Below are 25,008 nucleotides of genomic sequence, written 5' to 3'. Positions count from 1 at the left end.
GGTCGGCTTGATAGTTCGCGGACTTCGCCTGCGAGACTAAAAGCTTCGGCGCGTTTCTGTCCACAGTGGAGTGTGCGGAGCCGGCGTGCGCCGAGTTGCCGGTGTGGCGCGGCGATCCTCCGGACCGAGGGCGTGGCCACCACCCTGTCGGGCGACGGCTCGTACCTGATGTCGAACTCGGAGCTGTTCCCGGCAACCTCTACCGGGGGTGCCGGACCACCCGCGCGGCCCGTCGCGCACCGACTTCGCGCCGCTGGGCTGCCCGAGGCGTACCGCGGGCGCACGGCCGTGGTGGTCGTGCGTACGCACCCGGCGTCGTGGACCGAGTCGGGCGCGTGGTCGGAGATGGCCGTCCCGGACGTCGCCCACCGGCCCGAGGTCGTCGCGGCCGACGCCGACCTCCGGCGGGTGAAGTCCACCCGGGTCCGCTACCGGTAGCCGGTCGGCCACCCGGTCGGGAGCACGCCGGTGTGCTGCACGACGCCGCTCTCCCCGGTCACCCGCGGCAGGGCCGGGCTGACCGAGCCGAGCACCGCGCGCAGCGGGTCGGCGGCCTCGGGGTGCTGCCAGAGCATGGTGTGGATCGAGCCGCGCCACTCCGTGGTGAACTCGGCGCGCGCCAGTTCCAGCCGGACCGCCGGCGCGCCCACCACCCGGCTGCGCGCCTCGTCCAGCCGGGCGCTGACGAGGTCGACCAGCGTGGGCGCGAGCACCGCCACCACCCCGGCCCGCAGGTCGGTCCACAGGTCCGTGTCGACCGCCTTGGCCAGCGCGCCGGCCACGGCGCCGGCGAGCACGCGCAGCGGCTCCTCGCGCACCTCACGTCCTCTCATCGGGTCGGGTCGGCCTCCCCGCCCTTGCGGAAGCTCGGGCCGAAGTGCGAGCCGCGCTGGTCGTTGCCGTGGAAGTTCTGGATCATGTCGGCGCGTTGGAAGGTCGGCACGCTCGCGTCCCGGCCCGCCTGGATCACCGTCGACCCGCCGCTCGCCACGGCGTTCTGGTTGACCGCCGGGGTCTGGGACACCGACGGCTCGCCGGCCAGGTCCAGCGCGTGGACGTCGCCGTTTGGCAGCCACATCCAGCCGTGGCCGCGGAACGTCTTCTCCGCCACTTCGACCCGGCGGAAGTCCTTCGGGCGCAACGTGGTGTGCCCGGCCAGCACCAGCGAGGAATACACGATCTCGGAGAGCATCACGACGAGGTCCGCGTCCGGGAATTCCTCCAGCGCGAGGTGCGCCGGTTTGCTGTTGAGCAGACGTGAGACGAGCACGGAATCCTGGCCGGGAAATCCGTTCGCGCCTTCCACCACCGCGCCGTGGTGGATGGCCAGGCGCATCCGGGCGCGCGCCTCCGGAACCCGGTAGCGGTTCGCCGACGTCAGTTCCGCGTTGAGCCCGCGGACGTAGGTGTCGACGACGACGTGTTCCGGGCTGTCCGGAGGCAGCACCGCCCACTCCTCGTCGCCCTTGGCCTGGCGGTGCCAGGTGGACCGGTCCAGACCGGCCGCCGCGCCGGCCCGGTCCAGGCAGCGGACCAGCAGTTCTTGCAGCTCGCGCTGGAGCTGGTCGTCTGCCGCGCCGTAGCGCCTCAGGTCACAGCAGACCAGCAGACTGCGCCGGAAGGTGGCAGCACTCATCGACTCGCCCTTTCGACGTGGTGCGCAGGTGTGGCCGCGCGTAGTCACCGTGCAGTGCAGAGCCACTGTGGAGTACTGCACCGGGGCGAATACCGCAAAACTGCGGTCTGACCTCAGATGCCCGCGAATTTCCGCAGGCTCTCCAGGTCGGGCACCAGCACGTCACGTCGCAAGTGGCTCACGACGACCCCCGCTTTCCGCAAGTCGCTGAACGCCTTCTCCGCCGTCCGGGGCTTCATGCCGGCGATGGAGGCGAGCTCGACCTTGGTCAGCGGAATTCCGAGGGTCCAGCCCGCGGCCTCTTCCCGGCCGTAGGTCTGCACCAATTCGGCGAGCACTCGGGCCACCCGTTCGGCGGCGGGGTGGGACAGGAAATCGCGGCGGCGCTGGTTGGCCCAGCGCAGCCGGTCGTTGATCATCCCGATCAATTCCACGAACACGTCGTTGCGCCGGTGCAGGAAGCTCATCAGCTCACCACTGGTGATCAGCTTCGCCACCACGTCGCCGCACGTCACTACGGTGGCCGAGCGCGGTTTCTGGTCCAGGGCCGCCATCTCGCCCACCAGGTCGCCTGCGACCCGGATCGCGAGCAGGGCGGTGTCGCCCGTCTCGTCGGTGGTCTGCACCTTCACCACGCCGTCGAGCAGCAGAAGAACGTGAGTGTCCTTCGCGTCCTGCTCGATGACCTCCCGGTCGGCCGTGTACCGCACGACCGTGCCGATGTTCAGCAGTTCTTGTCGGGTGTTGTCGCGGAGGCGACCCAGCAGACTGTTGCTGGGCCACCCTGGATCCTGTGTCATCGTGGTCGGCATGGGCAGCATGTGGATCCTGTTACTGTCGTGACCGGCGGGAACTCAATTCGAGCCGACCTGCGTCGGGCGGCAAGTGATGGTCTCCCCGAACGTGCTGCGGACAGTACACCCGAATGGGCGTAACTGACCCTGTCTTGTAGAGCGTTTTGCGTACCGACCCCCTATTCAAGATCACGTGCTAATGCACGCGCAATACCGAATCGAATGGAATTGCGCTGCTCCCGTGCGGTGGGACGGCCGGTCCGGCGGGAACAACCTGTCCGATCCGGGACCTTGGACCTGTCGAGGTACCCCGAAGGACCCGTTGTCGTACCGGAACCACCCGAGGAGACGCATGTGAGTGCCCTGTTCAACCCGCTGACCCTCCGCTCCGTCACGCTCCAGAACCGGATCGCGGTCAGTCCGATGTGCCAGTACTCCGCCCGTGGCGGATTCCCCGACGAGTGGCATCTGGTCCACCTCGGCGCGCGAGCGCTCGGCGGGGCCGGTCTGGTGATCGCCGAGGCGACCGCCGTCCAGGCTGCCGGCCGCATCTCGCCCGCCGACACCGGGCTCTGGGAGGACGCCCACGTCGAGGCGTGGCGGCCGATCGCCCGGTTCATCCGCGAGCACGGCTCGGTGCCCGCCGTCCAACTCGCCCACGCCGGCCGCAAGGGCTCGACCCAGGCGCCGTTCGACGGGCACGGCGGCGTGGCCGACGAGGACGGCGGCTGGACCCCGGTCGCGCCCAGTGCCGAGGCGTTCGCGGACGGCTGCCGGGTGCCCGAGGCGCTCGACCGGGCGGGGATCGACCAGGTGGTGGCGGACTTCGCCGCCGCCGCGCGCCGGGCGGTCGCGGCCGGCTTCGAGGTCGTCGAGGTCCACGCCGCCCATGGTTACCTCTTGCACCAGTTCCTGTCGCCGCTGAGCAACAAACGAACCGACGAATACGGCGGTTCCCGGGAAAATCGGACCCGGTTGACCCGCGAGGTGACGTCGGCGGTGCGCGCGGCGGTCGGCGAAGACGTGCCGGTGTTCGTCCGGCTGTCCGCGACCGACTGGGTCGAGGGCGGCTGGACGGAGGAGGACAGCGTCGAATTGGCGCGCGACCTCGCCGCCCTGGGTGCCGACCTGATCGACGTCTCCACGGGCGGCAACGTGCCCAAGGCGGACATCCCCCTCGGGCCCGGCTACCAGGTGCGGTTCGCCGAGACCGTGCGGAGGAAGGCCGACGTGCCCACCGGGGCCGTCGGCTTGATCACCGAGGCCCGGCAGGCTGAGCAGATCGTCGCCGACGGATCGGCCGACCTGGTCCTGCTCGCGCGGGAGTTCCTGCGCGACCCGAACTGGCCGCTGCACGCGGCCAGGGAACTCGGAGCGCAGGTCAGTCCGCCGAAGCAGTACGCCAGGGCGTTCTAGGGGCCCGCGTCAAAGGTTGGGCTGCCGGTGCGGAACCGGCAGCCCAACCTCGTCAGCGGGTGTGATGCTTCAGCGACGGTAGTCGTCGTACTCGTCGTCCGAAGAGGCGTCGTCGTAGCGTTCATCGCTACGGCGTACGCCGCCGTCGGAATCGCCGGACAGCTCGCGTTGCAAGGCGTCAAAGTCGGTGTTGTGAGAGCTGTACTTAAGCTCCCGCGCCACCTTCGTCTGCTTGGCCTTCGCTCGGCCGCGCCCCATGGCTCGACCCCCTCGCACAGGGACGGGGGCGGCCGGGGGAACGGCGGCCCCACTCGTCTCGACAACTAGTTCCTGGTAACTACCGTACCGTGTCGAAGGGGTTCCTCGCGACGCGGTAGGCGTGACACGTGCCGCCAATCTTCCGCATGGGAGGATGCGCGCGTGCCTCGACCGTTCGTCGCCTACCTCAGGGTGTACGAACCGCTGTCGGCTCTTGACGCACCGTTGGCCGACCAGGTGCGGAAAGCCCTGGAAAACGGGGTGTTGAGCCGGGCGGACGTGGGTTCCCGCGAGCGGGAGCTGTGGTTGCGATCACAACTGTCCCGACCGCGTCGCCTGCTGCCCGGCGAGCGGTCGGACGGGAGTGTCGCGGCCGACGCCCCGATCGACGTGATGACCATCAGCCCGGCGGAAGTCCCCGGCGAGGTCGGCCCCGGCCCCCTGGTGTGCCCGCTGGACCTGCGGGCGAGGTCGGCGGCGGCCCTGGTCGGGTTCCTCGCGACCTCCAGCGGCCCGTTGCAGGACGAGGCGCTCGACGTCGAGCCGGAGGCGATCCGGGCACGGGCCTCGGCCGTGATGGCGGAGCTGACCGGCGGTGCGGTGCACGTGATCTCGACGACCTGGACCGTGCCGCTGCCGTGGTTCGCCCTGGTCGACCCGGACGCGCGGCGGATCGTCCTGGCACCCCGCGACGACCCCGAGCGCCAGGTCTCGTGGCGGGTCGCGATGAGCGACGCCCGTCACCGCGTGGCCAGGGCCCGCAAGGTCGTGTCGCGGTCGTTGGGCGACGAAGGCCCGGCGAAGGTGTTGTCCGACACAGCCCGGTGGCTCGACCACTTCTCGCCGGACGCGGCGGTGGAGCTGGACTACGGCGGCCTGGTGCAGCTGATCGAGGACAAGGACCTGCTGGAGGACTCGTCGGCGCAGGACGTGAACGCGATCGTGGACGCCCTGGAAGAGGGCGACGCCGAAGAGGTCGCCGTCCGCTACGAACGCCTGGGCGAGTTCTGGGGCGAACTGGCCCGCCGCGAACGTCACGGTTAGGACTCGACGCACCTCCGGGCGCGACAAAACTCCCGAAACGGACGTCAAGGCGCGCCGGCAACGCTCTGGAAGGGCTGCGGCCGTCCACTTGATCGACTTCCGCGCTCGGGCGTGTCGCGGCAGCCGGCGACGACCCGGCCCGGTTGGTTGCGCGCGCTGAACGCAACCGCTGTCGCGCGCCACCGCCGACTGTCCCGCTCTGGTCGATCGGCAACGCGTCGGGTCGGTGGGTGCTCAGGGGCGGGCGGGTGCCGGGGTCGGGGTCAGGAGCAGGCGGGCGGCGACCGCTGCGGCGGCGGCCACCAGGAGGGCCGTGGGCCAGCCCGTGGTGGCCGCCAGCCAGCTCGCCACCGGTGGGGTGACGGTGGCGCTGAGGTAGTTCGCGGTGTTCTGCATCCCCAGGGCGGTGCCGCTGCGGCCCTCCGGGGCCAGTTCGGCGGTGGCGGTCAGGGCCAGGCCGTTCCACGCCAGGGCGGAGGCCGCAGTCGCGATCAGGGCGGCGGCCAGGATCGGCGTGGGGGCCCGGTCGACCAGGGCCGCCGTCAGGGCGAAGCCGACGGCGATGGCGACGCTCATCGTCTTCAACGGCGTGATCCGGTCCCGGGTCCGGTCCGACCACGCCCCCGCGCCGAGCCTGCCCAGGCCGCCCAGCACCTGGGACACCGCCAGCAGCGCCGCTGCCGTGCCCACGGCCACCCCTCGGTGATCGTGCAGCAGCTCGACCATCAGAGCCGCTGCGGTGAACTGGGGCACGACCAGCAGCGCGCCGGCGGCGCTCAGACGGATCAGGGCCGGGTCCCGCAGGATCGCGCGCACGGCCGCGCCACCCTTGGCGTCGGTGGCCCGGCTCGCCCACGGGGGTTCGCGGACCAGGACGGCGATCGCCACCGCGACGAACGCCGTGAACCCCGCCAGCGCGAGGAACGCCGCCGGCACCCCGGCGCCGACCGCCACCAGGGGCAGCACTGCGGCCGTCAGTGCCGCACCCAGTGGGGTCGCCGTCTGGCGGATGCCCATGGCCAGGCCACGGCGGTCCGCCGGGAACCACGTCATCACGGCGCGGCCGCTCGCCGCGTTGACGCTGGCCCCGAACAAACCCGCCGCCACCAATGCCAGGCCCGCCACGACCGGCCCGTCCACGGCCGCCATCGCCAGGGACACCGCGGCACCCGCGCCGCCGATGGTCATCACGACGCGTTCGCCTCGGCGGTCCGCGGCGGCACCCCACGGCACCAGCGTGAGCATGGTGCCCAGGTTCACCGCGCCGAGCAGCAGACCGACCTGGGGCAGTGTCAGGTCGAAGTACTCGCGCAGCTGCGGGGTGATCGCCGGTAGTCCGAGGAACACCGCGGCGTTCGTGCCCTGTGCCAACGCGCCCACGGCGAGAACCACCCAGCGGTACCCCATGCCTGCACGCTAGGGCGACCGTTCAGGATCCGGGAGGGTCATCCCAGATGTCGGTACGTCCAAGGGCTGATCACCTCCGTTCCGGTTTCGTCGATCCGCTGCCCCTTGCACGTCCATTCTCGAACAAGAGTTCGACTGGCGGCAAGATCACGATCGGGTGGGGTTCCGGGCGCGGAAGGACGACGAATGCCGGAAACGGCGGAGCCGGAAGTGCCCGAGCGGGCGAAAAAGGGTGCGAGAGGATGAGGGGAACGAAGGGCGAAGCCGAAAGCCGGGGGTCGGGAGCGGAGGGCGAACCCCGGCGATCAGTCGGTCATTCCTTCTCGCGGTTCGGGTTCGTCGGCCAGCCGCGTTCCGCCGCCAGCAGTTCGTCCACCGACGCGCTCCCGCTCTGGTACCGGCCCGCGATCTCCGCGTTCAACCGGTCCACCACGACCTGCACCTCGCGCCGCCGCCCGGAGACCGACGCCTCCTCGTTCACGAACGTCCGCAGCGCCAGGTCGAGCTTGTCGTCCGACAGCGAGCTGACGTCCGACAGGTCCACGTCCGACACCAGCGCCTCGACGTGCCGCCGGTGCGCCTCCGCCCGCGAGGGCTCCTGCGTCTGGTAGCGCCCCAGCCCGGTCGCCGGGCCCACCGCGTTCGAGGCGAGGATCGTCGCCAGCTGGTCGACCACCGCCGACCCGCCGTCGGCCCGCCGCGCCTGCTCGGCCCGCACGATGTCGATCCGCGCGTGCAGCAGCCGCCGCAGGTACGACAGATCGGTCTCCTCCTGGGCCGCTTCGTCGCGCAGCGCGCGCACCTCGGCGAGCGGGAGCCGCTCGACCCCCTCGGTGTAGTCGGGGGCGAGCACCCGGTCGATTCGGCGGCGCCCGCCAGGACGCACCTCGATCACGTACTCATCCTGAGGTAGTTCCTGCCCACCCGCCAACACAAACCTGCTTCCAAAGTTGTTTCAAACCTGTACCGGACCGCGCACGCCGAGCAGCCCGCGCGCCTCGGCGGGTGACAGCGGCGGTCGCTGGGCGATCTTCGCGAGCCCCGCCGCGCGCGCCACGAGTTGCGCGTTGTCCCGCACCGGCTGCCCTTTCGCGTACGTGACGGTGTCCTCCATGCCGACCCGCAGGTGCCCGCCCGCGCTCAACGCCGCGAGCATCACCGGCAGCGACGTCCGCCCGATCCCGGTCGCCGAGAACGACGCCCCGTCCGGCAGCAGCCGCAGCGCGGCGACCAGCGTCTCCACGTCACCGGGCATCCCGCCCGGCACGCCCATCACCAGGTCGACGTGCACCTTCCCGCCCGCCGGCAGGCCGTGCTGGTCGAGCAGCCGGCGCAGCGACGCGAGCTGGCCGAGGTCGAAGATCTCGTACTCCGGCACGATCTCGCGTTCCCGCATGGTCTTGTGCAGCGCGACGACGAACTCCCACCGGTTGAGGAAGACGTCGTCGCCGAAGTTCACCGTGCCCATCGTGCAGGACGCCGAGTCCGGCAGGGCGTCGAGCACGCGCAACCGGTCGGCCTCCGGGTCGGTCACCGCCCCGCCGGTCGACAGCTGCACGATCAGCGACGTCTGCTCGCGCAGCGCCTGCACGGTGTCCTTGAGCCGCCCGAGGTCGAGCGTCGGACGGGTGTCGTCGCCGCGGATGTGCACGTGCACCATCGCGGCCCCGACCTGCTCGCACGCCCGTGCGGCAGCCACCAGCTCGTCCAGCGTGACCGGCAGCTGCGGGACGTCCGCCTTGGCGTGCTCGGCCCCGGTCGGGGCGACGGTGAGCAGCGTGCCGTGGGAACCGGGTCGGGACATGCCGTGATCCTGGCACAGAACACGGCGGGTCCGGGTGCCTACCGCCCGAGGTTCCGCGCGGCTTCCCGGCCGAGGCCAGGGGTGTCCGGCGGCACCGAATCGGGGTCCACCGAAGCCTGCACGACCCGGTCCCCGGTGCCCACCAGCAGCTCGGTCTCCACCGGCACCGAGCGCTTGACCAGCGCCAACGCGATCGGTCCCAGCTCGTGGTGCAACGCCACCGACCCGACCCGGCCGACCACGCGCTCGCCGACCACGACCGGATCGCCGGTCTCCGGCTGGACCTCGCGGGTCCCGTCCAGGTGCAGCAGCAGCATCCGCCGCGGCGGCCGGCCGACGTTGTGCACCTTCGACACCGTCTCCTGGCCCCGGTAGCAGCCCTTGTCGAGGTGCACCGCCGAGCCGATCCAGTTCACCTCGTGCGGGATGGTCTTCTCGTCGGTATCCACGCCCAGCCGGGCCCGCAGCGACTCCACCCGCAGCGCCTCGAAGGCCCAGCTGCCCGCCGGGCGCGCGCCCGCGTCGGTCAGCTTCGCCCACCAGGCGGTCAGCGACCCGCGCGGCACGACCAGGTCGGCGGCGTCCTGACCGGGCCACGGCATCCGCCGCACGAACCCGCCGTCCGGCAGTTCCGCGACCTTCGACGGTTCCGGCAGCGGAACACCCGATTTGGTGAACAGCTCCGGGAGTTCGGGCCCGACGACGGTCAGCACGGCCAGTTCGGCGGTGGCGTCGCGGGGCTCGACCTTCGACCAGAAGACCATCTTGGTCAGGTACGACAGCAGCGCGCCCGCCGTCTCCGGCTCGGTGTCCAGGTAGACCACGCCGCCGACGTTCGCGACCACCGCGTGGTGCTCGACCCGCCCCTGCACGTCGAGGACCAGCGCCTCGCTGCCCCCGTTCTCGCCGAGCGCCTCGAAGTGCTGGCTGGTCAGCGAGTGCAGCCAGGTCAGCCGGTCGGCGCCGGACACCGCGAGCACGGCCCGGTTCGACCGGTCGAACACCGCGACCGACCGGGCCGCCGACCGCTGCTCCGCGAACGGGTCGCCGAAGTGCCAGGGCACGCCCTGGTCGGCGGACCCCTCGAACGGCGCGACGGCGCCCGGCACGGTCAGCAGCGGTGAGGTCACGAGTTCTCCTTCAGGCAGTCGCGGCAGGTGCCGGACAGCGCGAGGTGGCTGGCATCCAGTTCGAACCCGAATTCACCCCGAAGTGTTCCGCCCAACGGGGACAGCAGATCACACGGCACCTCGTCGACCCGCCCGCACCGGTGGCACACCAGGTGCACGTGCTCGTGCTCGTCGACCGAGTAGTTCGGCGCGCCGTGGCCCAGGTGGGTGTGCCGGATCAGCCCCAGCCGCTCCAGCAGGTCGAGGGTCCGGTAGATGGTCGTGATGTTCACGGTCGGGGCCGTGACCTGCACCCGGTGGCAGATCTGCTCGGGTGTCGAGTGCCCGAGGTCGCGCACCGCGTCCAGCACCAGTTGGCGCTGCGGCGTCATCCGCATCCCGCGGTCGTGCAACGTCTTGCGCAGGGCCTTCGGGCCGCCGGCGGTGTCCACGAAAGCGATGGTAAGCCGTGAGTAGTCTCACGGTATGCGCGTGCTCGCTCTACTTGACGGAACCCTCGCCGACCCCGATTCCCCGCTGATCCGCGTGGACGACCTCGGCCTGCTGCGCGGCGACGGCGTCTTCGAGACCGTCCTGGTCGTCGACGGCAAGCCCCGCGAACTCGGGCCGCACCTGGACCGGCTGGCCCGCTCGGCGGCGATGCTGGACCTGCCGGAACCGGACCGCGCGGCGTTCGAGCGGACGGTCAGCCTGGTGCTGGACAACTGGACCGGCGGCCGGGAGATCGCGCTCAAGCTGGTCTACACCCGTGGTGTCGAGGGCGGCGACGGCACGCCGACCGGGTTCGCGCTGGGCATGGACATCTCCCCGAAGGTGGCGCGGCAGCGCGCCGAGGGGCTGGCCGCGGTCACCCTCGACCGGGGGATCGAGCCGGGGCTGGCCGAGCGCGCGCCGTGGCTGCTGCTGGGCGCGAAGTCGCTGTCCTACGCGGTGAACATGGCGGGCCTGCGCGAGGCCGAGCGGCGCGGCGCGGCGGAGGTCGTGTTCACCACGTCGTCGGGCTCGGTGCTGGAGGGCCCCACCTCGACGCTGGTCCTGGTTCGCGGCCAGGAGCTGGTCACGCCGCCCGCGACGCTGGGCATCCTGCCCGGCACGACGCAGGCCGCGCTGTTCCGGGCCGCCACGCGGGCGGGGTGGGCGGTCGTGGTCGAGCCGGTGGAGGTGGCCGACCTGTTCGAGGCGGACGGCGTGTTCCTGGTGTCGAGCGTCCGCAAGATCACCCGCGTGCACACGCTCGACGGCAAGACGCTGCCCGATTCGACGGACCTGCACGCCACGCTCGTGGACCTGTACGAGTCCGAGTACTGAACCGGGTGAACGCGGTCCCCGGCGGGACCGGGGACCGCGTTCACCGGTGGCTTACTTCAGCCCGTTGTCAACGGCGCTCATCAGGGTGCCGGTGTCGCCGGACATCTCCCAGATCATCGCGCCCAGCAGGCCGCGCTGCTTCATCCACGCGGTCTTCTTCTGGATCGACCACGTATCGTCGAACGTCCACCACTGCCCGCCGTTGCCGGTGAAGCACGAGGTGGCGACCGCCGGTTCGTCGTGGACGACGGTGCAGTTCGGCACGCTCGCCAGCAGGTTGGAGTAGCCGCGGGTGCCGGCCTCCTCGGCGAACTGGCCCGGTGCCGCACCGGTCGCCGACTGCCACTCGCCCTTCTTCCCGCCGTCCTGGACGCCCTGCCAGCCACGGCCGTAGAACGCCAGGCCCACCGTGATCTTGCGCGGGTGCACCCCGGCTTCGAGGTAGGCGTTGACCGTGTCCTCGACGCTGAAGTGGAACGAGTACGGGTCGTCCGCGTCGGCGTACAGGTTGCCCTGGTGGCCGGTGCGGTTGGGCTCCCACGAGTTGTCGCTGCCCGAGCCGTGGAAGTCGTAGCCCTGGACGTTGAAGATGTCCATGGACTGCGCCACCCGACCCAGCTCCCAGCCGGTCGCGATCTTGCCCCGGTCGGCCGGGGTGAACGCGGTCAGCTGGTAGCGCTTGCCCGACGTCTTGGTCAGCTCGTCCATCTGCTTGCGGAACTCCTCGATCAGGAGGGTGTTGTTCCGCTTGTCGTCCGGGCTGATGTGGTTGCCGGCGTGGCCTTCCGCGCCGGGCCACTCCCAGTCGAGGTCGATGCCGTCGAAGATGCCGGCCGCCGAGCCGGGACCGCCCGCCGCGTTGTAGGTCGGCAGGTTGCCCTTCAGGTAGACGTCGAGGCAGGACGCGACGAACTTCTTGCGCGCCGCGTCGGTGGCCGCGACGTCGGAGAAGTACTTCGAGTACGTCCAGCCACCCAGCGAGATCAGCACCTTCAGGTGCGGGTACTTCGCCTTGAGCTTCTTGAGCTGGTTGTAGTTGCCGCGCAGCGGCTCCCACCCGGTGTCCGCGACGCCGTCGACCGACTGCGCCGAGCTGAAGGGCCGGCTGTAGTCGGCCTCCGCGTCACCCGCGCCGTCGCCCTGGTTGGGGTCCTGCGGGTTGGCCGAGGTGCCCTTGGTGACGCCGTGCAGGCAGGTCAGGTTGACCGGGTCGATGTTGCCGAACGCGTAGTTGATGTGCGTCAGCTTCGCGGCGGCGCCGTTGGTGTCCAGGTTCTTCACGAAGAACTGGCGACCGTAGATGCCCCACTGGACGAAGTAGCCGACCTTCGCGTAGCCGTTGACGATGTCCGAAGTGGTCACCTTGACGGAGTTGCTCAGGCCGGAGACGTTGTCGTAGATGTCCCGCGCCTTGACCTGGAACGTGTACTCGGTGGACGGCGACAGGCCGTCGATCTTCGCCGTGGTCTCGGTGACCGTGGCGCGGACCGTCGAGCCCTGGTAGACGTCGTAGTTCGCGACCTTGCTGTTGTCCGTGGCCGCGTCCCACGCGAGCGTGACGCTGCCCGCGTCCTTTCCGGTGCTGCGCAGGTTGCCCGGGGTGCTCGGCGGCTGGGTGTCGTCGGCCGGGTTGTTCGTGGTGACGCTGAGGGCGTTGCTGGCCCCGGACTGGGTGCCCTTGGTGTCCTTGGCCTTCACCGTGAACGAGTACGCGGTGCTCGGCGTCAGACCGGTGACCGTGGCACTGGTGCCGGTGACCGTGGTGGCCAGCGCGGTTCCGTTGTAGACGTCGTAGCCCGCGACCGGCAGCGAACCCGCGTTGGACGCGTTCCACTGCAACGACACAGACTTCGTGGTCTTCACCGGGGAGCGCAGGTCACCGGGGACGGTCGGCGGGACGTCCGGCGATCCGTCGCAGTTCACGTTGTTGATCCGGCAGGTGACGGGTTCCACCGCGCGGCTGAGCGTGAACGTCGGGCTGTAGGGCTCGGTGGTCTTCTTGGGACCGACCGATTTGTTGTAGTGCACCGGGACCACGGTGACCGAATTGCCGGTTTGGGTGACCGTCGCGTTGTTCCCGTTGCTCGCGGTGACGCCCGCGGGCAGCGTGAACGTGATCGACCACTCGGACAACGTGGTGGTGGTGTTGTTCGCGACCACGAACTTGCCGGTGTTCCCGGACAGGCTGAAGTCGGCGGTGACCGGTGCGGGCGCCGGCGGTTCGGGACCGGTGCCGTCGCAGTTCGCGCCGTTGAGCGCGCACGACGTCGGGTCGACCGCCGAACTCAGCGTGAACGTCGGGCTGAACGGGTCGGTGTTGCGTCCCGCTTGGATGGTGCTGATGTAGTAGGCGGGGGTCAGGGTTACCTTGGTGCCGTTCTGGGTGGTGGACGCGTTCTGCGCACCGCTCACCGTCACGCCGGCAGGCAGGTCGAACTTGATCGACCAGCCGGAGATGGCAGCTGTGGTCGGGTTGTTGACCACGAACTTGGCTGTGGTGCCCGTTCGGCTGAACGTGGCGGTCAGGCCCGCTGCGGCGGTTGCCGGCGTGGCGAAGGTGGCGGTGGCGGCTAGTGCCACCAGCGCGATGGCTAGTCGGCGCATTTCGGTTGTGCCTCTCGATTGACAGGGACAGTCGAGAACCACGGCGGCCAGGTCTTGAAACTAGGTCTTCGCCACACTAATGACAATGGGTCTAGACCAATTGCGTCCGTTCAGCCGTGTGGCCGGAAGCGGACCCGGGTTCCCGGCCGCGCCTGGCCGAGCAGCGGCAGCGCGTCCGGCGGCACCACGCCTACCACCGGGTAGCCGCCGGTCGTCGGGTGGTCGGCCAGGAACACCACAGGTTGGCCGTCCGCGGGCACCTGGACGGAGCCGGTCACCAGACCCTCGCTGGGCAGTTCGCGGCCCCGGTGCGCGGCCGTGCGGACCAGCGCGGTGCCCTGGAGGCGCAGTCCCACCCGGTTGCTCCGCTCGGACGCGGACCACCGGCCGGAGCGGAGCCGGCCGACCGCGTCGTCGAACCAGTCGTCGCGCGGGCCGGGCAGGACCGGCACGACCAGCTCGTCGGGGACGTGGACCGGGAGCAGGACGTCCGCCCCGGTCGGTACGCCCGTCGGCACGCCGAGCGGCAGCTCGTCGCCGGGCCGCAGCCGGGGCGGGCCCAGGCCGGAGAGCACGTCCGCCGCGCGGCTGCCCAGCTCGGCGGGCACGGTCAGGCCGCCGGAGATCGCGAGGTAGCAGCGCAGGCCGGTGCGCGGGGTGCCGACGGTCAGCTCGTCGCCGGGGCGCAGGTGCACCGGGGAGTCCCGGAGCCGGCCGCCGACCAGGACGGGCGTGCTCGGGCCGGTGACCGCGACCGTGCACGACGCCTCGGCGCGCAGCACCAGGCCGCCGAGCAGCAGCTCCAGGCCGGCGGCGGACTCGGGGTTGCCGACCAGCCGGTTCGCCAGGCGCAGCGAGGGCTGGTCCAGCGCGCCGGACGGCGGCACGCCCAGGTGCCCGTGACCCGGCCGGCCGAGGTCCTGCACCAGCGCCAGCGGGCCGGTGCGCAGGACCGTGACGGAGCGGCGCGGCCGCCCGGCGGGCGTCGTCACGAGACCGCCCGGAAGCGGACCCGGTCACCCGGCGCGAGCAGCGCGGGCGGGTCCCGGCGCGGGTCGAACAGCGGGGCGTCGGTGCGGCCGAGCAGCCGCCAGCCGCCGGGCGTGGACCGGGGGTAGGCGGCGGTGTACTCGCCCGCCACGCCCACCGAGCCCGCCGGCACCTTCGTGCGCGGCGAGTCCAGCCGGGGTTGGCGCAGCGGTTCGGGCAGGCCGGTCAGGTAGCCGAAACCGGGCGCGAACCCGCAGAACGCGACCGTGTAGCGGGCCTCGGCGTGCAGGCGGACCACCTCGTCGGGGGTGAGCCCGGCGGTGGCCGCGACCAGCTCCAGGTCGGGCCCGTCGTAGACCACCGGGATCTCCACCTCGCGGGTCGGCAGGTCGACGGGTTCGGTCGGCCGCACGGTCGCCAGCAGCCGCCGGACCGCCGCCAGGCCGCCCGGACGGGCCGCCACCAGCACCGTGCGGGCCGCCGGGACCAACTCCACCACCTCGGGCAGCGCCGCGGCCTGGACCGCGGCGCGCACCGCCTCGACCTCGCCGGCCGAGTCGACCTCGACCAGCACCGCGTCGGTACCGCAACGTCGCAGCCGCATGTCGCCCAGGATATGTCCTCAAGTTGGATTGTTGAACAATCCTATCCGAGGACTTTTCGACGACCCGGCGTCGGGGGTGCGGCCGGCCTCGGCTCCGCGGAGGTCAGCCGACCACGCGCTTGAGGTGCGCCGACGTGTGCGGCTGGAGCGGCTGGCCCACCATCGCGCGCTCCTCGACGTAGGCGAGGTCGCCACCGTTGACGATGCCGTAGAGCCGCTGCGCGCCCGTGACGTCCTTCGCGGTCGACGTGCGGACCACCGCGTCCGTGCCCAGCTCCCACGACGTCTGGCTGCGCGGCTTGCCGTAGTACAGCTCCACGATGCCGGTGTTGTGCGTGAGCAGCACCTCGATCGTGTCGTCGGCCTGGGGACGCCAGAAACCGGCCTCCCGGGCCGCCGGGCGGATCACCGCGCCCTCGGCGTCGAGCAGCCACGAGCGGGCTTCGTAGAACAGGAACGGCCGGCCGTCGTGCGCGAACGTGACCTGCTGGCCGAACCGGTACGGGCCGTCGATCGTCGGGTAGACGACCTCGCCCTCACCGCGCCACACCCCGACCAGCGGCAGCAGCGCCAGGCACGCGTCGTGCAGCGACGGGCCCTCGCGCAGGTTCGCGGTGTCCGCCGGGATCGGCAGGTCCTCGAACTGCGGCAGGTTGCGGGCACCGGTCGTCTCGGCGCGCGTGGCGGCGGCCCGCACCGCCGCGTCGCCGCTGCCCGGCACGGGCGCGTTGTCGGTCATCAGCGCTGGTCGGAGTACAGCCGGTAGACCACGTACCCGGCGAACCAGACCACGGCCAACGCCACCACGATCATCAGGACTGTGAAGAAGTGTTCCACCCCTTCAGCTTATCGGTCGCGGCTGGTCCGGCCCGGACGCGGTGCGCAACGTGACACAAAAGCGGGATCCCCGGTGCCAGTGCGCACCGGGGATCCCGATGGGTAGCGCCGGGACGGACCCGTGCGCTCCCAAGACCTCGCGTCGAGACTTCAGGCCACCGCGACCGAGACCGCGTGCACGCCCGGACCGTCGGCGGACACCGACGCCTGGCCGTTGCCCGAGCGGTGCAGCGCGCGGATCGTCCAAGTGCCCGGGGCCGCGTAGAACCGGAAGTCGCCCTCCGGCGACGACACGACCTCGGCGGTGAACTCGCCGGTCGAGTCGAGCAGCCGCACGAAGGCGCCGCCCACCGGGCCGTCCGACGCGCTGACCTTGCCGGTCAGCACGACCTCGCCCGCGCCGACCTCCACGTCCACGCCCTGAACCGGCGCGCCACAGGTGTCGCTCATCAGTCCTCCTTGCCGCTGCCGAGCTCCACCGGCACGCCGACCAGCGAGCCGTACTCGGTCCAGGAACCGTCGTAGTTCTTCACGTCCTCGTGCCCGAGCAGCTCGTGCAGCGCGAACCAGGTGTGCGAGGAGCGCTCGCCGATGCGGCAGTACGCGATCGTCTTGCGGGAGCCGTCGAACCCGGCCTCGCCGTAGATCTCGGCCAGCTCCGCGTCGGACTTGAAGGTGCCGTCCTCGTTGGCCGCCTTGCTCCACGGCACGTTGATCGCGGACGGGATGTGGCCGCCGCGCTGCGCCTGCTCCTGCGGCAGGTGCGCCGGGGCGAGCAGCTTGCCGGAGAACTCGTCGGGCGAGCGCACGTCGACCAGGTTCTTGTTGCCGATCGCGTCGACGACCTCGTCGCGGAACGCCCGGATCGAGTGGTCCTGCTCCTTCGCCTGGTAGTTCGTCGCCTCGCGGGAGACGGCGTCCTTGTCCAGCGGCCGGCCGTCCAGCTCCCACTTCTTGCGGCCGCCGTCGAGCAGCTTGACCGCGTCGTGGCCGTAGAGCTTGAAGTACCAGTAGGCGTAGGCGGCGAACCAGTTGTTGTTGCCGCCGTAGAGGACCACGGTGTCGTCGTTGGAGATGCCCTTGGCGGACAGGAGCTTCTCGAAGCCCGCGCGGTCCACGAAGTCGCGGCGGACCTGGTCCTGGAGTTCGGTCCTCCAGTCGACCCGCACCGCGCCGGGGATGTGGCCACCCTCGTAGGCGGTGGTGTCCTCGTCGACCTCCACGAACACCACGCCGGGCGTGTTGAGGTTCTCCTCGGACCAGGCGGCGGAGACCAGGACGTCTTCACGGCTCATCGAAGCTGCTCCTGTTTCTGTGGTTCTCGTCTTACTGGGGGCGTGCGAGGGCTGGGGCGTAGCGGCGCAGGAGCAGGAACATCTCGCAGCCCAGGCACAGGCCGAGCGCGGCGTTGAGCAGCGCGGCGACCAGCGCGGCGGACGTGGCGACCACTCCGAGCGCGGTGAGACCGGAGGCGTACCCGATGGTCCCCACCAGGGCGAACACGAACCCGACGCCCTGCGCGAAGCGCAGCGGTTCAGGCGCCTCGCGTTCGGTCGTCGGCTTGATCCGGGGCTGGACGGCGAACCGGTAGACGTGCCCCCACGGGTTGAGCTTGAGCGAGATGAACGCGCACAGGCCGAACAGCACGGTCTGCGCGGCGAGCAACCGCCACGACCCGGTGAGCAGCACGGTCGCGAGGATGGCGGTGGTGATCCACGCGCTGAAGCGCGGTCCGCGCGGGTCCACGGGGACATCTCTGGGCACGACGACCTCCTGACGGTGACATGACTGGGCAGTCCGTCTTCAGGCGGTGTTAGGGGCAGTCGTGTGCGCCGGTCAAGGCTTCAGACTGCCGGGTGAACCGCCCGGTCAGCTCATCGCGCGACACAGGCTGCTGCGGACGCGGCAGAGGTCGACCGCGAGTCGCTTGGTCAGCAGCGTGTTCATGCGCACGAGGGTAGCCGCTGGTTTCTCCTGTCGGGAGTGGCGTCCACAACGTGGGAGTTCCCAGGTTCACCCGATCGGTCGAGGTAGGTAGTCGCGCAGGGCCGCAAGAAGCGCATCCCGTTTCGGCACGCCGCCGACCCGCAGCAACTCGGCCCCCCGGGCGTCCAGCGCGAGGGTCGTCGGGGTGCGCAGCACGCCCAGCCCGGCGGCCACCTCGGGCAGGTTCGTCACGTCCAGGTCGACGTGCCGCAGGCCCTCCGTGCGCTCGGCGAGATCGGCCAGCAGCACGCGGGTGTGCCGGCACGGCGCGCAGAACGTCGTGGAGATCTGCACCAGCGTGACCGGGGTGTCCGGGTCGAGCAGCTCGCGCACCGGTCCGGGCAGGTCCACGGTCGCCTCCTGGTCCTCCCGCGCCGTGCGGACCCGGCCGTCCCGGAACCGGCGCAGCCCGCCGACCAGCGCGACCACCGCGACCGCGGCGAGCAGCGCCCAGACCCCGGTCATCACGCCACTGCCGGTCATCGCGACCTCAGCCCTCGTCGAGCGGGATGTCGTTGATGGTGCCCTCGACGGTCAGTGCCCCGCTCTCCACTGTGACAGCGGTCGGCGTCACGGTGAAGGGCAGCGCACCGGGGTCGATGGTCACGCTCAACGCCTGCCGCACCACGCCCAGCACCTCCTTCAGGCCCGCCAGCGACGTGTCGTCCAGCTCCACGTCGGTCACCGACACCGCGACCTGGTGGTCGGCCACCAGGGTGACCGAGCCGTAGGCGGTGATCCGGATCTTGCGGCCGGCCACCGTGGTGTTGCCGCTGAGCTTGACCGCGGCCCGGGTCGGGTCGGGCTTCGCGGGCTTGGGCGTCGGCGTCGCCTCCGGCCGGGTGTCCGGCTCGATCGCCATGTCGGTGAACGGGGTGACCGTGTTCACCAGCCGGTTGAGGTCCTGCGCCTTGATCTTGACGCTGCCCTTGACCTGGTCGATCCGCGCGTCGCGGGTGTTGCCCGACAACAGGTCCGACAGGCCGATCCGGGTGTGGTAGAGGTTCGCCCGGATCTCCAGGTCGCGCAGCGAGTCCCGCACCGGCACGCCGGTCGCGGTGATCTCGATGTCCCGGTAGTCGCCGGTCAGCGCCTGGTAGAGGAACGGGAACCCGTTGATCCGCACGGTCGGGTCCTCGGCCAGCCGGAACTTGTCCCGCATCCGCTGCGCCACCTGGTACTCACCCGCCGCCGCGAGCCCGTAGTCGGCCGCGACCAGCAGGCCGACCAGCACCAGTCCGGCGATGATCAGCTTGCGGCCCCGGGTCGGGCGGCGTGCGGTCGGTGTGGCGGTCATCGACTTCCCTCGTCGGTCGAACGGTCGAGCCAGGTCGCGATCCGGTCTACCAGAGCCGGGGTCATCGCGGACTCCGCGTGGCGGATCCGCGGCTCCAGCCACAGGTCGCCCCACCCGTGCGCCGCGCGGTGCAACGCCCGCGCGTGCGCCGGGCCGAAGTAGTGGTCCTGCTCACCGTGCACGATCAGCAGCGGCGTGGGCGCGATCCGGTGCACCACCTCCAGCGGGCTGGGCGGCGCGATCCGCCACGGCGGACCCAGCCGGACGCCCAGCGCGCGGGCGGCGAGCCGGCCGTGCGGCTGTTCCAGCAGCCAGTGCACCCGGCGCATGGCGACGGTGTCGCGCACCCACCAGCGCGACGGGCTGCTCACCGCCGCGACGGCGTCCGGGCGGACGTCGTGCAGCGCGGCGTGGCGCAGCGCCACGGAGGCGCCCATGGAGAACCCGACGGTCACCACGCGTCGGTACCCGAGAGCGCGGGCCAGCGAAACACCGGCCGCCAGGTCGTGGATCTCGTCGTCGCCGACCGAGGACAGGCCCTGGGAGCGGCCGTGGCCCCGGAAGTCCAGCGCGACCACCCCGCCGTGCCGGGCGAACCGCGTCAGCACGCGGGACACGAACGGCTTGCGGACGTGGTTGGTGAAGCCGTGGCCGACGACGAACGCCAGGTCCGTGACGGAAGGTGACGAGGTCAGGTGCAGCCCGTGCAGGGCGATCGAGTCGTGTGACACGGAGGTAACAGGGGTGACGCTCGTGGAAACAACTGTGACGCTGTCCTGCTGACCTGGGTCTTTCGTGGTGTGCACCGGTATCGTCTCCGTCATCCGCAGGCAACGGGGCCCGGTCACCGTACTTGGCGCTGTCGGTCCGGTGACCAGACACCGGCCGATTAGGAGGGCGCCGCGATGAGTATCGACGTGCTGCTGCTGACCACCGACGCCGACCCCGAGGCGGTGCTGCCCGCGCTGTCGCTGCTCCCGCACGAGGTCCGGCCGCTGCGCCCCGAGGTGTCCGCGCTGCTGGAGGCCGGTCCGCACGACGTCGTGCTGGTGGACGCCCGCGCGGACCTGGTCGGCGCGCGCAGCCTGTGCCGGCTGCTGGACTCCAGCGGCGTCGACGTGCCCGTGGTCGCGGTGGTCACCGAGGGTGGCCTGGTCGCGGTGAACTCGGACTGGAGCGTGGACGAGATCCTGCTGCCGACCTCCGGCCCGGCCGAGGTGGACGCCCGGCTTCGGCTGGTGCGGTCCCGGCGCGGGGCCACCGCGCCCGACGGCGACGGCTCCATCCAGCTCGGCGAGCTGGTCATCGACGAGGCCACCTACACCGCCCGGCTGCGCGGTCGCCCGCTCGACCTCACCTACAAGGAGTTCGAACTCCTCAAGTACCTGGCGCAGCACGCCGGCCGGGTGTTCACCCGCGCGCAGCTGCTCCAGGAGGTGTGGGGCTACGACTTCTTCGGCGGCACCCGCACGGTGGACGTCCACGTCCGGCGGCTGCGCGCGAAGCTCGGCCCCGAGCACGAGTCGCTGATCGGCACCGTGCGCAACGTGGGCTACAAGTTCGTCCGGCCGCCCCGGCCGGGCAGCGCCCGCCGGATCGGCGCGCTCGACGCGGACACCCCGGTGGACGAGGCCGAGCTGCTGTTCCAGCACCGCTGAAATAGCGGTGACCACCCGGTAGTTTCCCCCGGTGTGGAATCGACGTGGTTCGAAGAGCTGTCCACCGGGCAGGCCGAAGAAGTGACCGACCTGCTCGACGCGGCCGCACGCGAGGACGGCGTGGCCGCCGTCGGCGAGCAGGTGCTGCTGAGGCTGCGGCCGGGCGCGAAGGGCAGCAACCACCTCCTGGTGCGCTCCGCCGACGGCACCCTGGTCGGCTACCTGCACCTCGACCTGTTCGGCGACGCCGACGACAACAAGGTGGCCGAACTGGCCGTGCACCCCGAGCACCGCCGCCGGGGCGTGGGCACCGCCCTGGTCGAAGCGGGCGCCGGACGTGCCGAGCCGTTGCGGATCTGGTCGCACGGCGGCCACCCCGGTGCGCGGGCGCTGGCCGCGAAGCTGGGCTACCGGAAGGTCCGCGAACTGCTGCGGCTGCGCCGCCCGCTGGACGACGCGCTGCCCGAGGCGGTCCTGCCCGAGGGCGTGACCCTGCGGCCGTTCGTGCCGGGGCGCGACGAGGCGGCCGTGGTGTACGTCAACCACCGGGCGTTCTCCTGGCACCCCGAGCAGGGCGCGATGAGCATCGAGGACGTCCGGCAGAAGGAGCAGGAGCGCTGGTTCGACCCGAACGGGTTCCTGCTCGCGGTGGACGGCGAGGGCCGGCTGCTCGGTTTCCACTGGACCAAGTCGCACACGCCCGACCTCGGCGAGGTCTACGTGGTGGGCGTCGACCCGGACGCGCAGGGCGGCGGTCTGGGCAAGGCGCTGACCCTGGCCGGTTTGGCGCACTTGCGTAGTTCAGGGGCCCGGGAAGTGATGCTCTACGTCGAATCCGACAACGCTGCGGCATTGGCCGTGTACGAACGGTTGGGATTCACCCGGTGGGATTCCGACGCCCAATACGCCAAGTAGTGACAAACCCATCACGTCACGCAAACGTGCAGGTCACGGTGCAACCCGATTGGCGGTGTCCCTAGTCACCTCCCGTGTGGAGTTCACCTCCCGTTCATCTCTTACTGGGCGCTTGTCCACCATCGCTGCCTACCGTCCGTGTCGAGCGGCGAGGTCCGTCGCGTCATTTCCGCTTTCGTTAGGTGGAGGACCCAGGTGAAGACCAAGCGGCACGGTGCCGTCGTCGGCCTGATCGCGGCCGGTGCGCTTCTGCTCACCGCATGTGGCAGCGACAACAACGCCGGTACCGGTGGCACGTCGAGCGCTGCGGCGTCCGGCACGGCCGTCGAGTGCGGTGGCAAGGCGAAGCTGAACGCAGAGGGCTCCTCCGCGCAGAAGAACGCGATCGACACGTTCATCCAGGCGTACAAGGCGAAGTGCTCCGGCGCGGACCTGGCCTACAACCCGTCCGGCTCCGGCTCGGGTGTGAAGAACTTCAACGCGGGCCAGGTGGACTTCGCCGGTTCCGACTCGGCCCTGTCCAAGGACAAGGGCGAGGTCGAGGCCGCCGCCAAGCGCTGCGCGACCGGCCCGGCGTGGCACCTCCCGCTGGTCTTCGGCCCCGTCGCCCTCGGCTACAAGCTCGAAGGCGTCAAGGACCTGGTGCTCAACGGCGACGTCACCGCCAAGATCTTCAACGGCACCGTCAAGAAGTGGAACGACCCGGCCATCAAGGCGCTCAACTCCAGCGCCACCCTGCCGGACAAGGACATCAAGGTCGTCTACCGGTCCGACGAGGCCGGCACGACGGACAACTTCCAGAAGTACCTGAAGATCGCCTCCAAGGGTTCGTGGACCCAGGGCGACGGCAAGCAGTTCAAGGGCGGTGTCGGCGAGGGCAAGGAGAAGTCCGCCGGTGTCGCGCAGGCCGCCGGCTCCGTCGACGGTGCGATCACCTACGTCGAGCTGTCCTTCGCGCAGGACAACAAGCTGTCCATCGCGAAGATCGACGCCGGTCAGGGTGCGGTCGAGCTGACCAACGAGACCGTGGGCAAGGCCATCGACGGCGCGAAGCTCAAGGGCGAGGGCAACGACCTGGTCCTCGACCTCGACTCGATCTACGGCACCACCGCCTCGGGCGCGTACCCGCTGCTGCTGGCCACCTACGAGATCGTCTGCTCGAAGGGCTACGACGCCGACACCGCGAAGGCCATCCGCGCCTTCCTCACCGTGGCGGCCACCGACGGCCAGGCGGGCCTCGTGGACGCGGGCTACGCTCCGCTGCCCAAGGCGTTCCAGGACAAGGTGCTCGCCGCCATCAAGGCGATCGCCTGATCCGGCCGACACACCCCCTGCCTAAGCCATAGCGATGAACGACCGCACTGTGGCCAAGCGCCCCGCGGGCACCGGTGACACCGGTGCCCGCAAGGGCGTTCCGGCCGCTCGATCCGACTCGGAGGCTCCGATTCCCCCGACCACGGAAGCCGAACAGAACGCTCCCCACGTCCGGCCGGGCGACCGGATCTTCCGCGGCCTCGCCACCGGTTCGGGCATCTTCATCGTGGTCCTCATCGGGGCCATCGGCCTGTTCCTGCTGATCCAGGCCGTCCCGTCGCTCGCCCAGGACCACGTCAACTTCCTGACCAGCCGCGAGTGGGCCACCGGGGACTCCGCGAACCTGCGGTTCGGCATCCTCGACCTGCTCCTGGTCACCGTGGTGTCCGCCGCGTTCGCCCTGGTCATCGCGATGCCGATCGCACTGGGCATCGCGCTGTTCCTCACCCAGTACGCGCCGCGCAAGCTCTCCCGGCCGTTCGCGTACGTCATCGACCTGCTCTCCGCCGTGCCGTCGATCATCTACGGCCTGTGGGGCCTGCTCGTCCTGGCCCCGGTGCTCACGCCGGTCGGCGAGTGGCTGACCAGCTCGCTCGGCTTCATCCCGCTGTTCGCCAAGGGCAACGTGAGCATCGAGCTGGGCGGCACCATCTTCACCGCCGGCATCGTGCTCGCGGTGATGATCCTGCCGATCATCACGGCGGTCAGCCGCGAGGTGTTCGACCGCACCCCGCCCGCCCACGTCGAGGGCGCCATCGCCCTGGGCGCCACCAAGTGGGAGGTCGTGCGGACCACCGTCCTGCCGTTCGGCAAGGCCGGCTACGTCAGCGCCTCGATGCTGGGCCTGGGCCGCGCGCTGGGCGAGACCATCGCCTTGATGATCATCCTGAGCGCCACGAACGAGGCGTTCGGCTGGAGCCTGTTCGACGGCGGCGCGACCTTCGCGTCCAAGATCGCGCTGGCGGCGCCGGAGTTCAACAACGCGCTGTCCGCCGGCGCCTACATCGCCGCCGGCCTGGTGCTGTTCGCGCTGACCTTCGTGGTCAACGCCATCGCCCGGTCCATCGTCGCCGGTCACAAGGAGTACGAATGACGACCGAGACGGCGGACCTGAACCGCCTCGCGACGCCGCCGACGTTCCAGAGCGTCAGCGGTGCCCGCAAGTTCAAGAACGGCTTCGCCACGGTGCTGGTGTACCTGGCGTTCGCGGTCGCCATCGTGCCCCTGGTGTGGGTGCTGTGGACCGTCGTCCAGCGCGGCCTGCCGGTCGTGCTGGACGCCGACTGGTGGCAGAAGTCGCTGTCCGGCCTGCTGTCCCGGCAGCAGGGCGGCGGTGTCTACCACGCCATCTACGGCACGCTCGTGCAGGCGCTCGTGTGCGGCCTGCTCTCGGTGCCGATCGGCCTGTTCGTGGCGATCTACCTGGTCGAGTACGGCGGCCGGTCGCGGCTGTCCAAGGCGACCACGTTCATGGTCGACATCCTGACCGGTGTGCCGTCGATCGTGGCCGCGCTGTTCGTCTACACGCTGTGGATCACCACGTTCGGCTTCGGCCGCAGCGGCTTCGCGGTGTCCCTCGCGCTGGTGCTGCTCATGGTGCCGGTGATCGTGCGGACCACCGAGGAGATGCTCAAGATCGTGCCGGACGAGCTGCGCGAGGCGTCCTACGCGCTGGGCATCCCCAAGTGGAAGACGATCGTCAAGATCGTCATCCCGACGGCGCTGTCCGGCATCCTGACCGGCGTGATGCTCGCCCTGGCCCGCGTCATGGGCGAGACCGCGCCGGTGCTGGTGCTGGCCGCGTACGCGCCGTTCATCAACTACAACCTGTTCGACGGCCCGATGGCGTCGCTGCCGCTGCTGATGGCCAGCGAGCGGAACAACCCGACGCAGGCGGGCTTCGAGCGGATCTGGGGTGCGGCGATCACCCTGGTGCTGATCATCACCCTGTTCAACCTGCTGGCGACCGTGATCTCGCGGTGGCTGGCCCCGAAGACCAAGTGAGC

Annotated in this window: 29 protein-coding genes; 9 read left to right on the top strand and 20 right to left on the bottom strand. The window is 70.9% G+C overall.

Annotation, left to right across the window (positions count from 1 at the left end):
• Positions 1-132 precede the first annotated feature (132 nt).
• A complete protein-coding gene (locus tag AC0HI0_RS33045; RefSeq protein WP_480927385.1) occupies positions 133-438 on the top strand; it encodes a hypothetical protein in 306 nt (101 codons plus the stop codon).
• On the opposite strand, the gene AC0HI0_RS33040 is transcribed toward AC0HI0_RS33045, so the two are convergent.
• The 3 genes from AC0HI0_RS33040 to AC0HI0_RS33030 all read right to left on the bottom strand — a co-directional run bounded on the left by AC0HI0_RS33040 (position 429) and on the right by AC0HI0_RS33030 (position 2,436).
• Entirely contained in the window at positions 429-833 is a 405-nt protein-coding gene (locus AC0HI0_RS33040) for a hypothetical protein (protein WP_480927384.1), read from the bottom strand. The two genes, AC0HI0_RS33045 and AC0HI0_RS33040, sit on opposite strands and share 10 nt — an antisense overlap.
• Complete coding sequence (locus AC0HI0_RS33035) at positions 830-1,636, bottom strand: hypothetical protein (protein ID WP_480927383.1); 807 nt, start codon at positions 1,634-1,636, stop codon at positions 830-832. The genes AC0HI0_RS33040 and AC0HI0_RS33035 overlap by 4 nt, the downstream gene beginning before the upstream one ends.
• A gap of 113 nt (positions 1,637-1,749) precedes the next feature.
• Positions 1,750-2,436 carry a Crp/Fnr family transcriptional regulator gene (locus AC0HI0_RS33030; RefSeq protein ID WP_231904865.1) on the bottom strand — a complete coding sequence of 229 codons (687 nt, stop codon included), beginning with the start codon at positions 2,434-2,436 and terminating at the stop codon, positions 1,750-1,752.
• 348 nt (positions 2,437-2,784) lie between these two features.
• Between AC0HI0_RS33030 and AC0HI0_RS33025 the strand changes: the two genes are divergently transcribed.
• Complete coding sequence (locus tag AC0HI0_RS33025; protein WP_480927382.1) at positions 2,785-3,846, top strand: NADH:flavin oxidoreductase/NADH oxidase; 1,062 nt, start codon at positions 2,785-2,787, stop codon at positions 3,844-3,846.
• A gap of 69 nt (positions 3,847-3,915) precedes the next feature.
• Here the strand turns inward: AC0HI0_RS33025 and AC0HI0_RS33020 are convergent, their stop codons facing one another.
• Complete coding sequence (locus AC0HI0_RS33020; RefSeq protein WP_480927381.1) at positions 3,916-4,104, bottom strand: DUF3073 domain-containing protein; 189 nt, start codon at positions 4,102-4,104, stop codon at positions 3,916-3,918.
• A gap of 162 nt (positions 4,105-4,266) precedes the next feature.
• On the opposite strand from AC0HI0_RS33020, the gene AC0HI0_RS33015 reads away from it, so the two are divergent.
• Positions 4,267-5,148, top strand: a complete 882-nt coding sequence (locus tag AC0HI0_RS33015) for a DUF8083 family protein (protein ID WP_480927380.1) — start codon at positions 4,267-4,269, stop codon at positions 5,146-5,148.
• Between the two features lie 234 nt (positions 5,149-5,382).
• Here AC0HI0_RS33015 and AC0HI0_RS33010 read toward each other — a convergent pair whose 3' ends face one another.
• From AC0HI0_RS33010 to AC0HI0_RS32990, 5 genes are all read right to left on the bottom strand, one after another.
• On the bottom strand, positions 5,383-6,555 hold the full coding sequence (locus AC0HI0_RS33010) for an MFS transporter (protein WP_480927379.1): 1,173 nt from the start codon (positions 6,553-6,555) through the stop codon (positions 5,383-5,385).
• A gap of 313 nt (positions 6,556-6,868) precedes the next feature.
• Positions 6,869-7,450, bottom strand: a complete 582-nt coding sequence (locus tag AC0HI0_RS33005; RefSeq protein ID WP_480927378.1) for an RsiG family protein — start codon at positions 7,448-7,450, stop codon at positions 6,869-6,871.
• 60 nt (positions 7,451-7,510) lie between these two features.
• Entirely contained in the window at positions 7,511-8,359 is an 849-nt protein-coding gene (locus tag AC0HI0_RS33000; protein WP_480927377.1) for a beta-keto acid cleavage family enzyme, read from the bottom strand.
• Positions 8,360-8,397: 38 nt separating this feature from the next.
• The gene (gene ygfZ, locus AC0HI0_RS32995) at positions 8,398-9,489 is read right to left on the bottom strand and encodes a CAF17-like 4Fe-4S cluster assembly/insertion protein YgfZ (RefSeq protein ID WP_480927376.1); all 1,092 of its coding nucleotides are present in this window, start codon (positions 9,487-9,489) and stop codon (positions 8,398-8,400) included.
• Entirely contained in the window at positions 9,486-9,920 is a 435-nt protein-coding gene (locus AC0HI0_RS32990; protein WP_480927375.1) for a Fur family transcriptional regulator, read from the bottom strand. Before AC0HI0_RS32990 ends, ygfZ begins: the two co-directional genes overlap by 4 nt.
• A 34-nt stretch (positions 9,921-9,954) precedes the next feature.
• Here AC0HI0_RS32990 and AC0HI0_RS32985 point away from each other — a divergent pair, with 34 nt between their 5' ends.
• On the top strand, positions 9,955-10,797 hold the full coding sequence (locus tag AC0HI0_RS32985) for an aminodeoxychorismate lyase (RefSeq protein ID WP_480927374.1): 843 nt from the start codon (positions 9,955-9,957) through the stop codon (positions 10,795-10,797).
• A 51-nt stretch (positions 10,798-10,848) separates the two neighbouring features.
• Here AC0HI0_RS32985 and AC0HI0_RS32980 read toward each other — a convergent pair whose 3' ends face one another.
• The 11 genes from AC0HI0_RS32980 to AC0HI0_RS32930 all read right to left on the bottom strand — a co-directional run bounded on the left by AC0HI0_RS32980 (position 10,849) and on the right by AC0HI0_RS32930 (position 19,846).
• Positions 10,849-13,401, bottom strand: a complete 2,553-nt coding sequence (locus AC0HI0_RS32980; RefSeq protein WP_480927373.1) for a glycosyl hydrolase family 18 protein — start codon at positions 13,399-13,401, stop codon at positions 10,849-10,851.
• Between the two features lie 110 nt (positions 13,402-13,511).
• Complete coding sequence (locus tag AC0HI0_RS32975; RefSeq protein ID WP_480927372.1) at positions 13,512-14,393, bottom strand: 5-oxoprolinase subunit C family protein; 882 nt, start codon at positions 14,391-14,393, stop codon at positions 13,512-13,514.
• On the bottom strand, positions 14,390-14,995 hold the full coding sequence (pxpB, locus tag AC0HI0_RS32970) for a 5-oxoprolinase subunit PxpB (protein ID WP_480927371.1): 606 nt from the start codon (positions 14,993-14,995) through the stop codon (positions 14,390-14,392). The genes AC0HI0_RS32975 and pxpB overlap by 4 nt, the downstream gene beginning before the upstream one ends.
• A 103-nt stretch (positions 14,996-15,098) precedes the next feature.
• Positions 15,099-15,716, bottom strand: a complete 618-nt coding sequence (locus AC0HI0_RS32965; protein ID WP_480934446.1) for a heme-binding beta-barrel domain-containing protein — start codon at positions 15,714-15,716, stop codon at positions 15,099-15,101.
• 266 nt (positions 15,717-15,982) lie between these two features.
• The gene (locus AC0HI0_RS32960) at positions 15,983-16,282 is read right to left on the bottom strand and encodes a DUF1416 domain-containing protein (RefSeq protein ID WP_480927370.1); all 300 of its coding nucleotides are present in this window, start codon (positions 16,280-16,282) and stop codon (positions 15,983-15,985) included.
• A complete protein-coding gene (locus AC0HI0_RS32955) occupies positions 16,282-17,127 on the bottom strand; it encodes a sulfurtransferase (RefSeq protein WP_480927369.1) in 846 nt (281 codons plus the stop codon). Before AC0HI0_RS32955 ends, AC0HI0_RS32960 begins: the two co-directional genes overlap by 1 nt.
• A gap of 31 nt (positions 17,128-17,158) precedes the next feature.
• On the bottom strand, positions 17,159-17,596 hold the full coding sequence (locus AC0HI0_RS32950) for a DUF4395 domain-containing protein (RefSeq protein WP_480927368.1): 438 nt from the start codon (positions 17,594-17,596) through the stop codon (positions 17,159-17,161).
• Positions 17,597-17,701: 105 nt separating this feature from the next.
• Entirely contained in the window at positions 17,702-17,779 is a 78-nt protein-coding gene (locus AC0HI0_RS32945; protein WP_408005351.1) for a putative leader peptide, read from the bottom strand.
• A 66-nt stretch (positions 17,780-17,845) separates the two neighbouring features.
• Positions 17,846-18,283, bottom strand: a complete 438-nt coding sequence (locus AC0HI0_RS32940) for a TlpA family protein disulfide reductase (protein WP_480934445.1) — start codon at positions 18,281-18,283, stop codon at positions 17,846-17,848.
• Between the two features lie 25 nt (positions 18,284-18,308).
• Positions 18,309-19,115 carry an LmeA family phospholipid-binding protein gene (locus AC0HI0_RS32935; protein ID WP_480927367.1) on the bottom strand — a complete coding sequence of 269 codons (807 nt, stop codon included), beginning with the start codon at positions 19,113-19,115 and terminating at the stop codon, positions 18,309-18,311.
• Positions 19,112-19,846, bottom strand: coding sequence for an alpha/beta hydrolase family protein (locus AC0HI0_RS32930; protein WP_480927366.1), 735 nt, complete (start codon positions 19,844-19,846; stop codon positions 19,112-19,114). Before AC0HI0_RS32930 ends, AC0HI0_RS32935 begins: the two co-directional genes overlap by 4 nt.
• Before the next feature lie 174 nt (positions 19,847-20,020).
• On the opposite strand from AC0HI0_RS32930, the gene AC0HI0_RS32925 reads away from it, so the two are divergent.
• The 5 genes from AC0HI0_RS32925 (at position 20,021) to pstA (ending at position 25,006) form a co-directional block, all read left to right on the top strand.
• Positions 20,021-20,773, top strand: coding sequence for a winged helix-turn-helix domain-containing protein (locus AC0HI0_RS32925; protein ID WP_480927365.1), 753 nt, complete (start codon positions 20,021-20,023; stop codon positions 20,771-20,773).
• A 33-nt stretch (positions 20,774-20,806) separates the two neighbouring features.
• Entirely contained in the window at positions 20,807-21,688 is an 882-nt protein-coding gene (gene mshD / locus AC0HI0_RS32920; protein ID WP_480927364.1) for a mycothiol synthase, read from the top strand.
• A 195-nt stretch (positions 21,689-21,883) separates the two neighbouring features.
• A complete protein-coding gene (gene pstS / locus AC0HI0_RS32915) occupies positions 21,884-23,002 on the top strand; it encodes a phosphate ABC transporter substrate-binding protein PstS (RefSeq protein WP_480927363.1) in 1,119 nt (372 codons plus the stop codon).
• Between the two features lie 34 nt (positions 23,003-23,036).
• The gene (gene pstC, locus AC0HI0_RS32910) at positions 23,037-24,095 is read left to right on the top strand and encodes a phosphate ABC transporter permease subunit PstC (protein WP_480927362.1); all 1,059 of its coding nucleotides are present in this window, start codon (positions 23,037-23,039) and stop codon (positions 24,093-24,095) included.
• Entirely contained in the window at positions 24,092-25,006 is a 915-nt protein-coding gene (gene pstA / locus AC0HI0_RS32905; RefSeq protein ID WP_480927361.1) for a phosphate ABC transporter permease PstA, read from the top strand. The genes pstC and pstA overlap by 4 nt, the downstream gene beginning before the upstream one ends.
• Positions 25,007-25,008: the final 2 nt, after the last annotated feature.

The sequence above is a fragment of the Saccharothrix sp. NBAS 001 genome (assembly GCF_056640475.1).
Note: the sequence above shows the minus strand (reverse complement) of the source record. Positions and strands in the feature narration are given on the sequence as shown.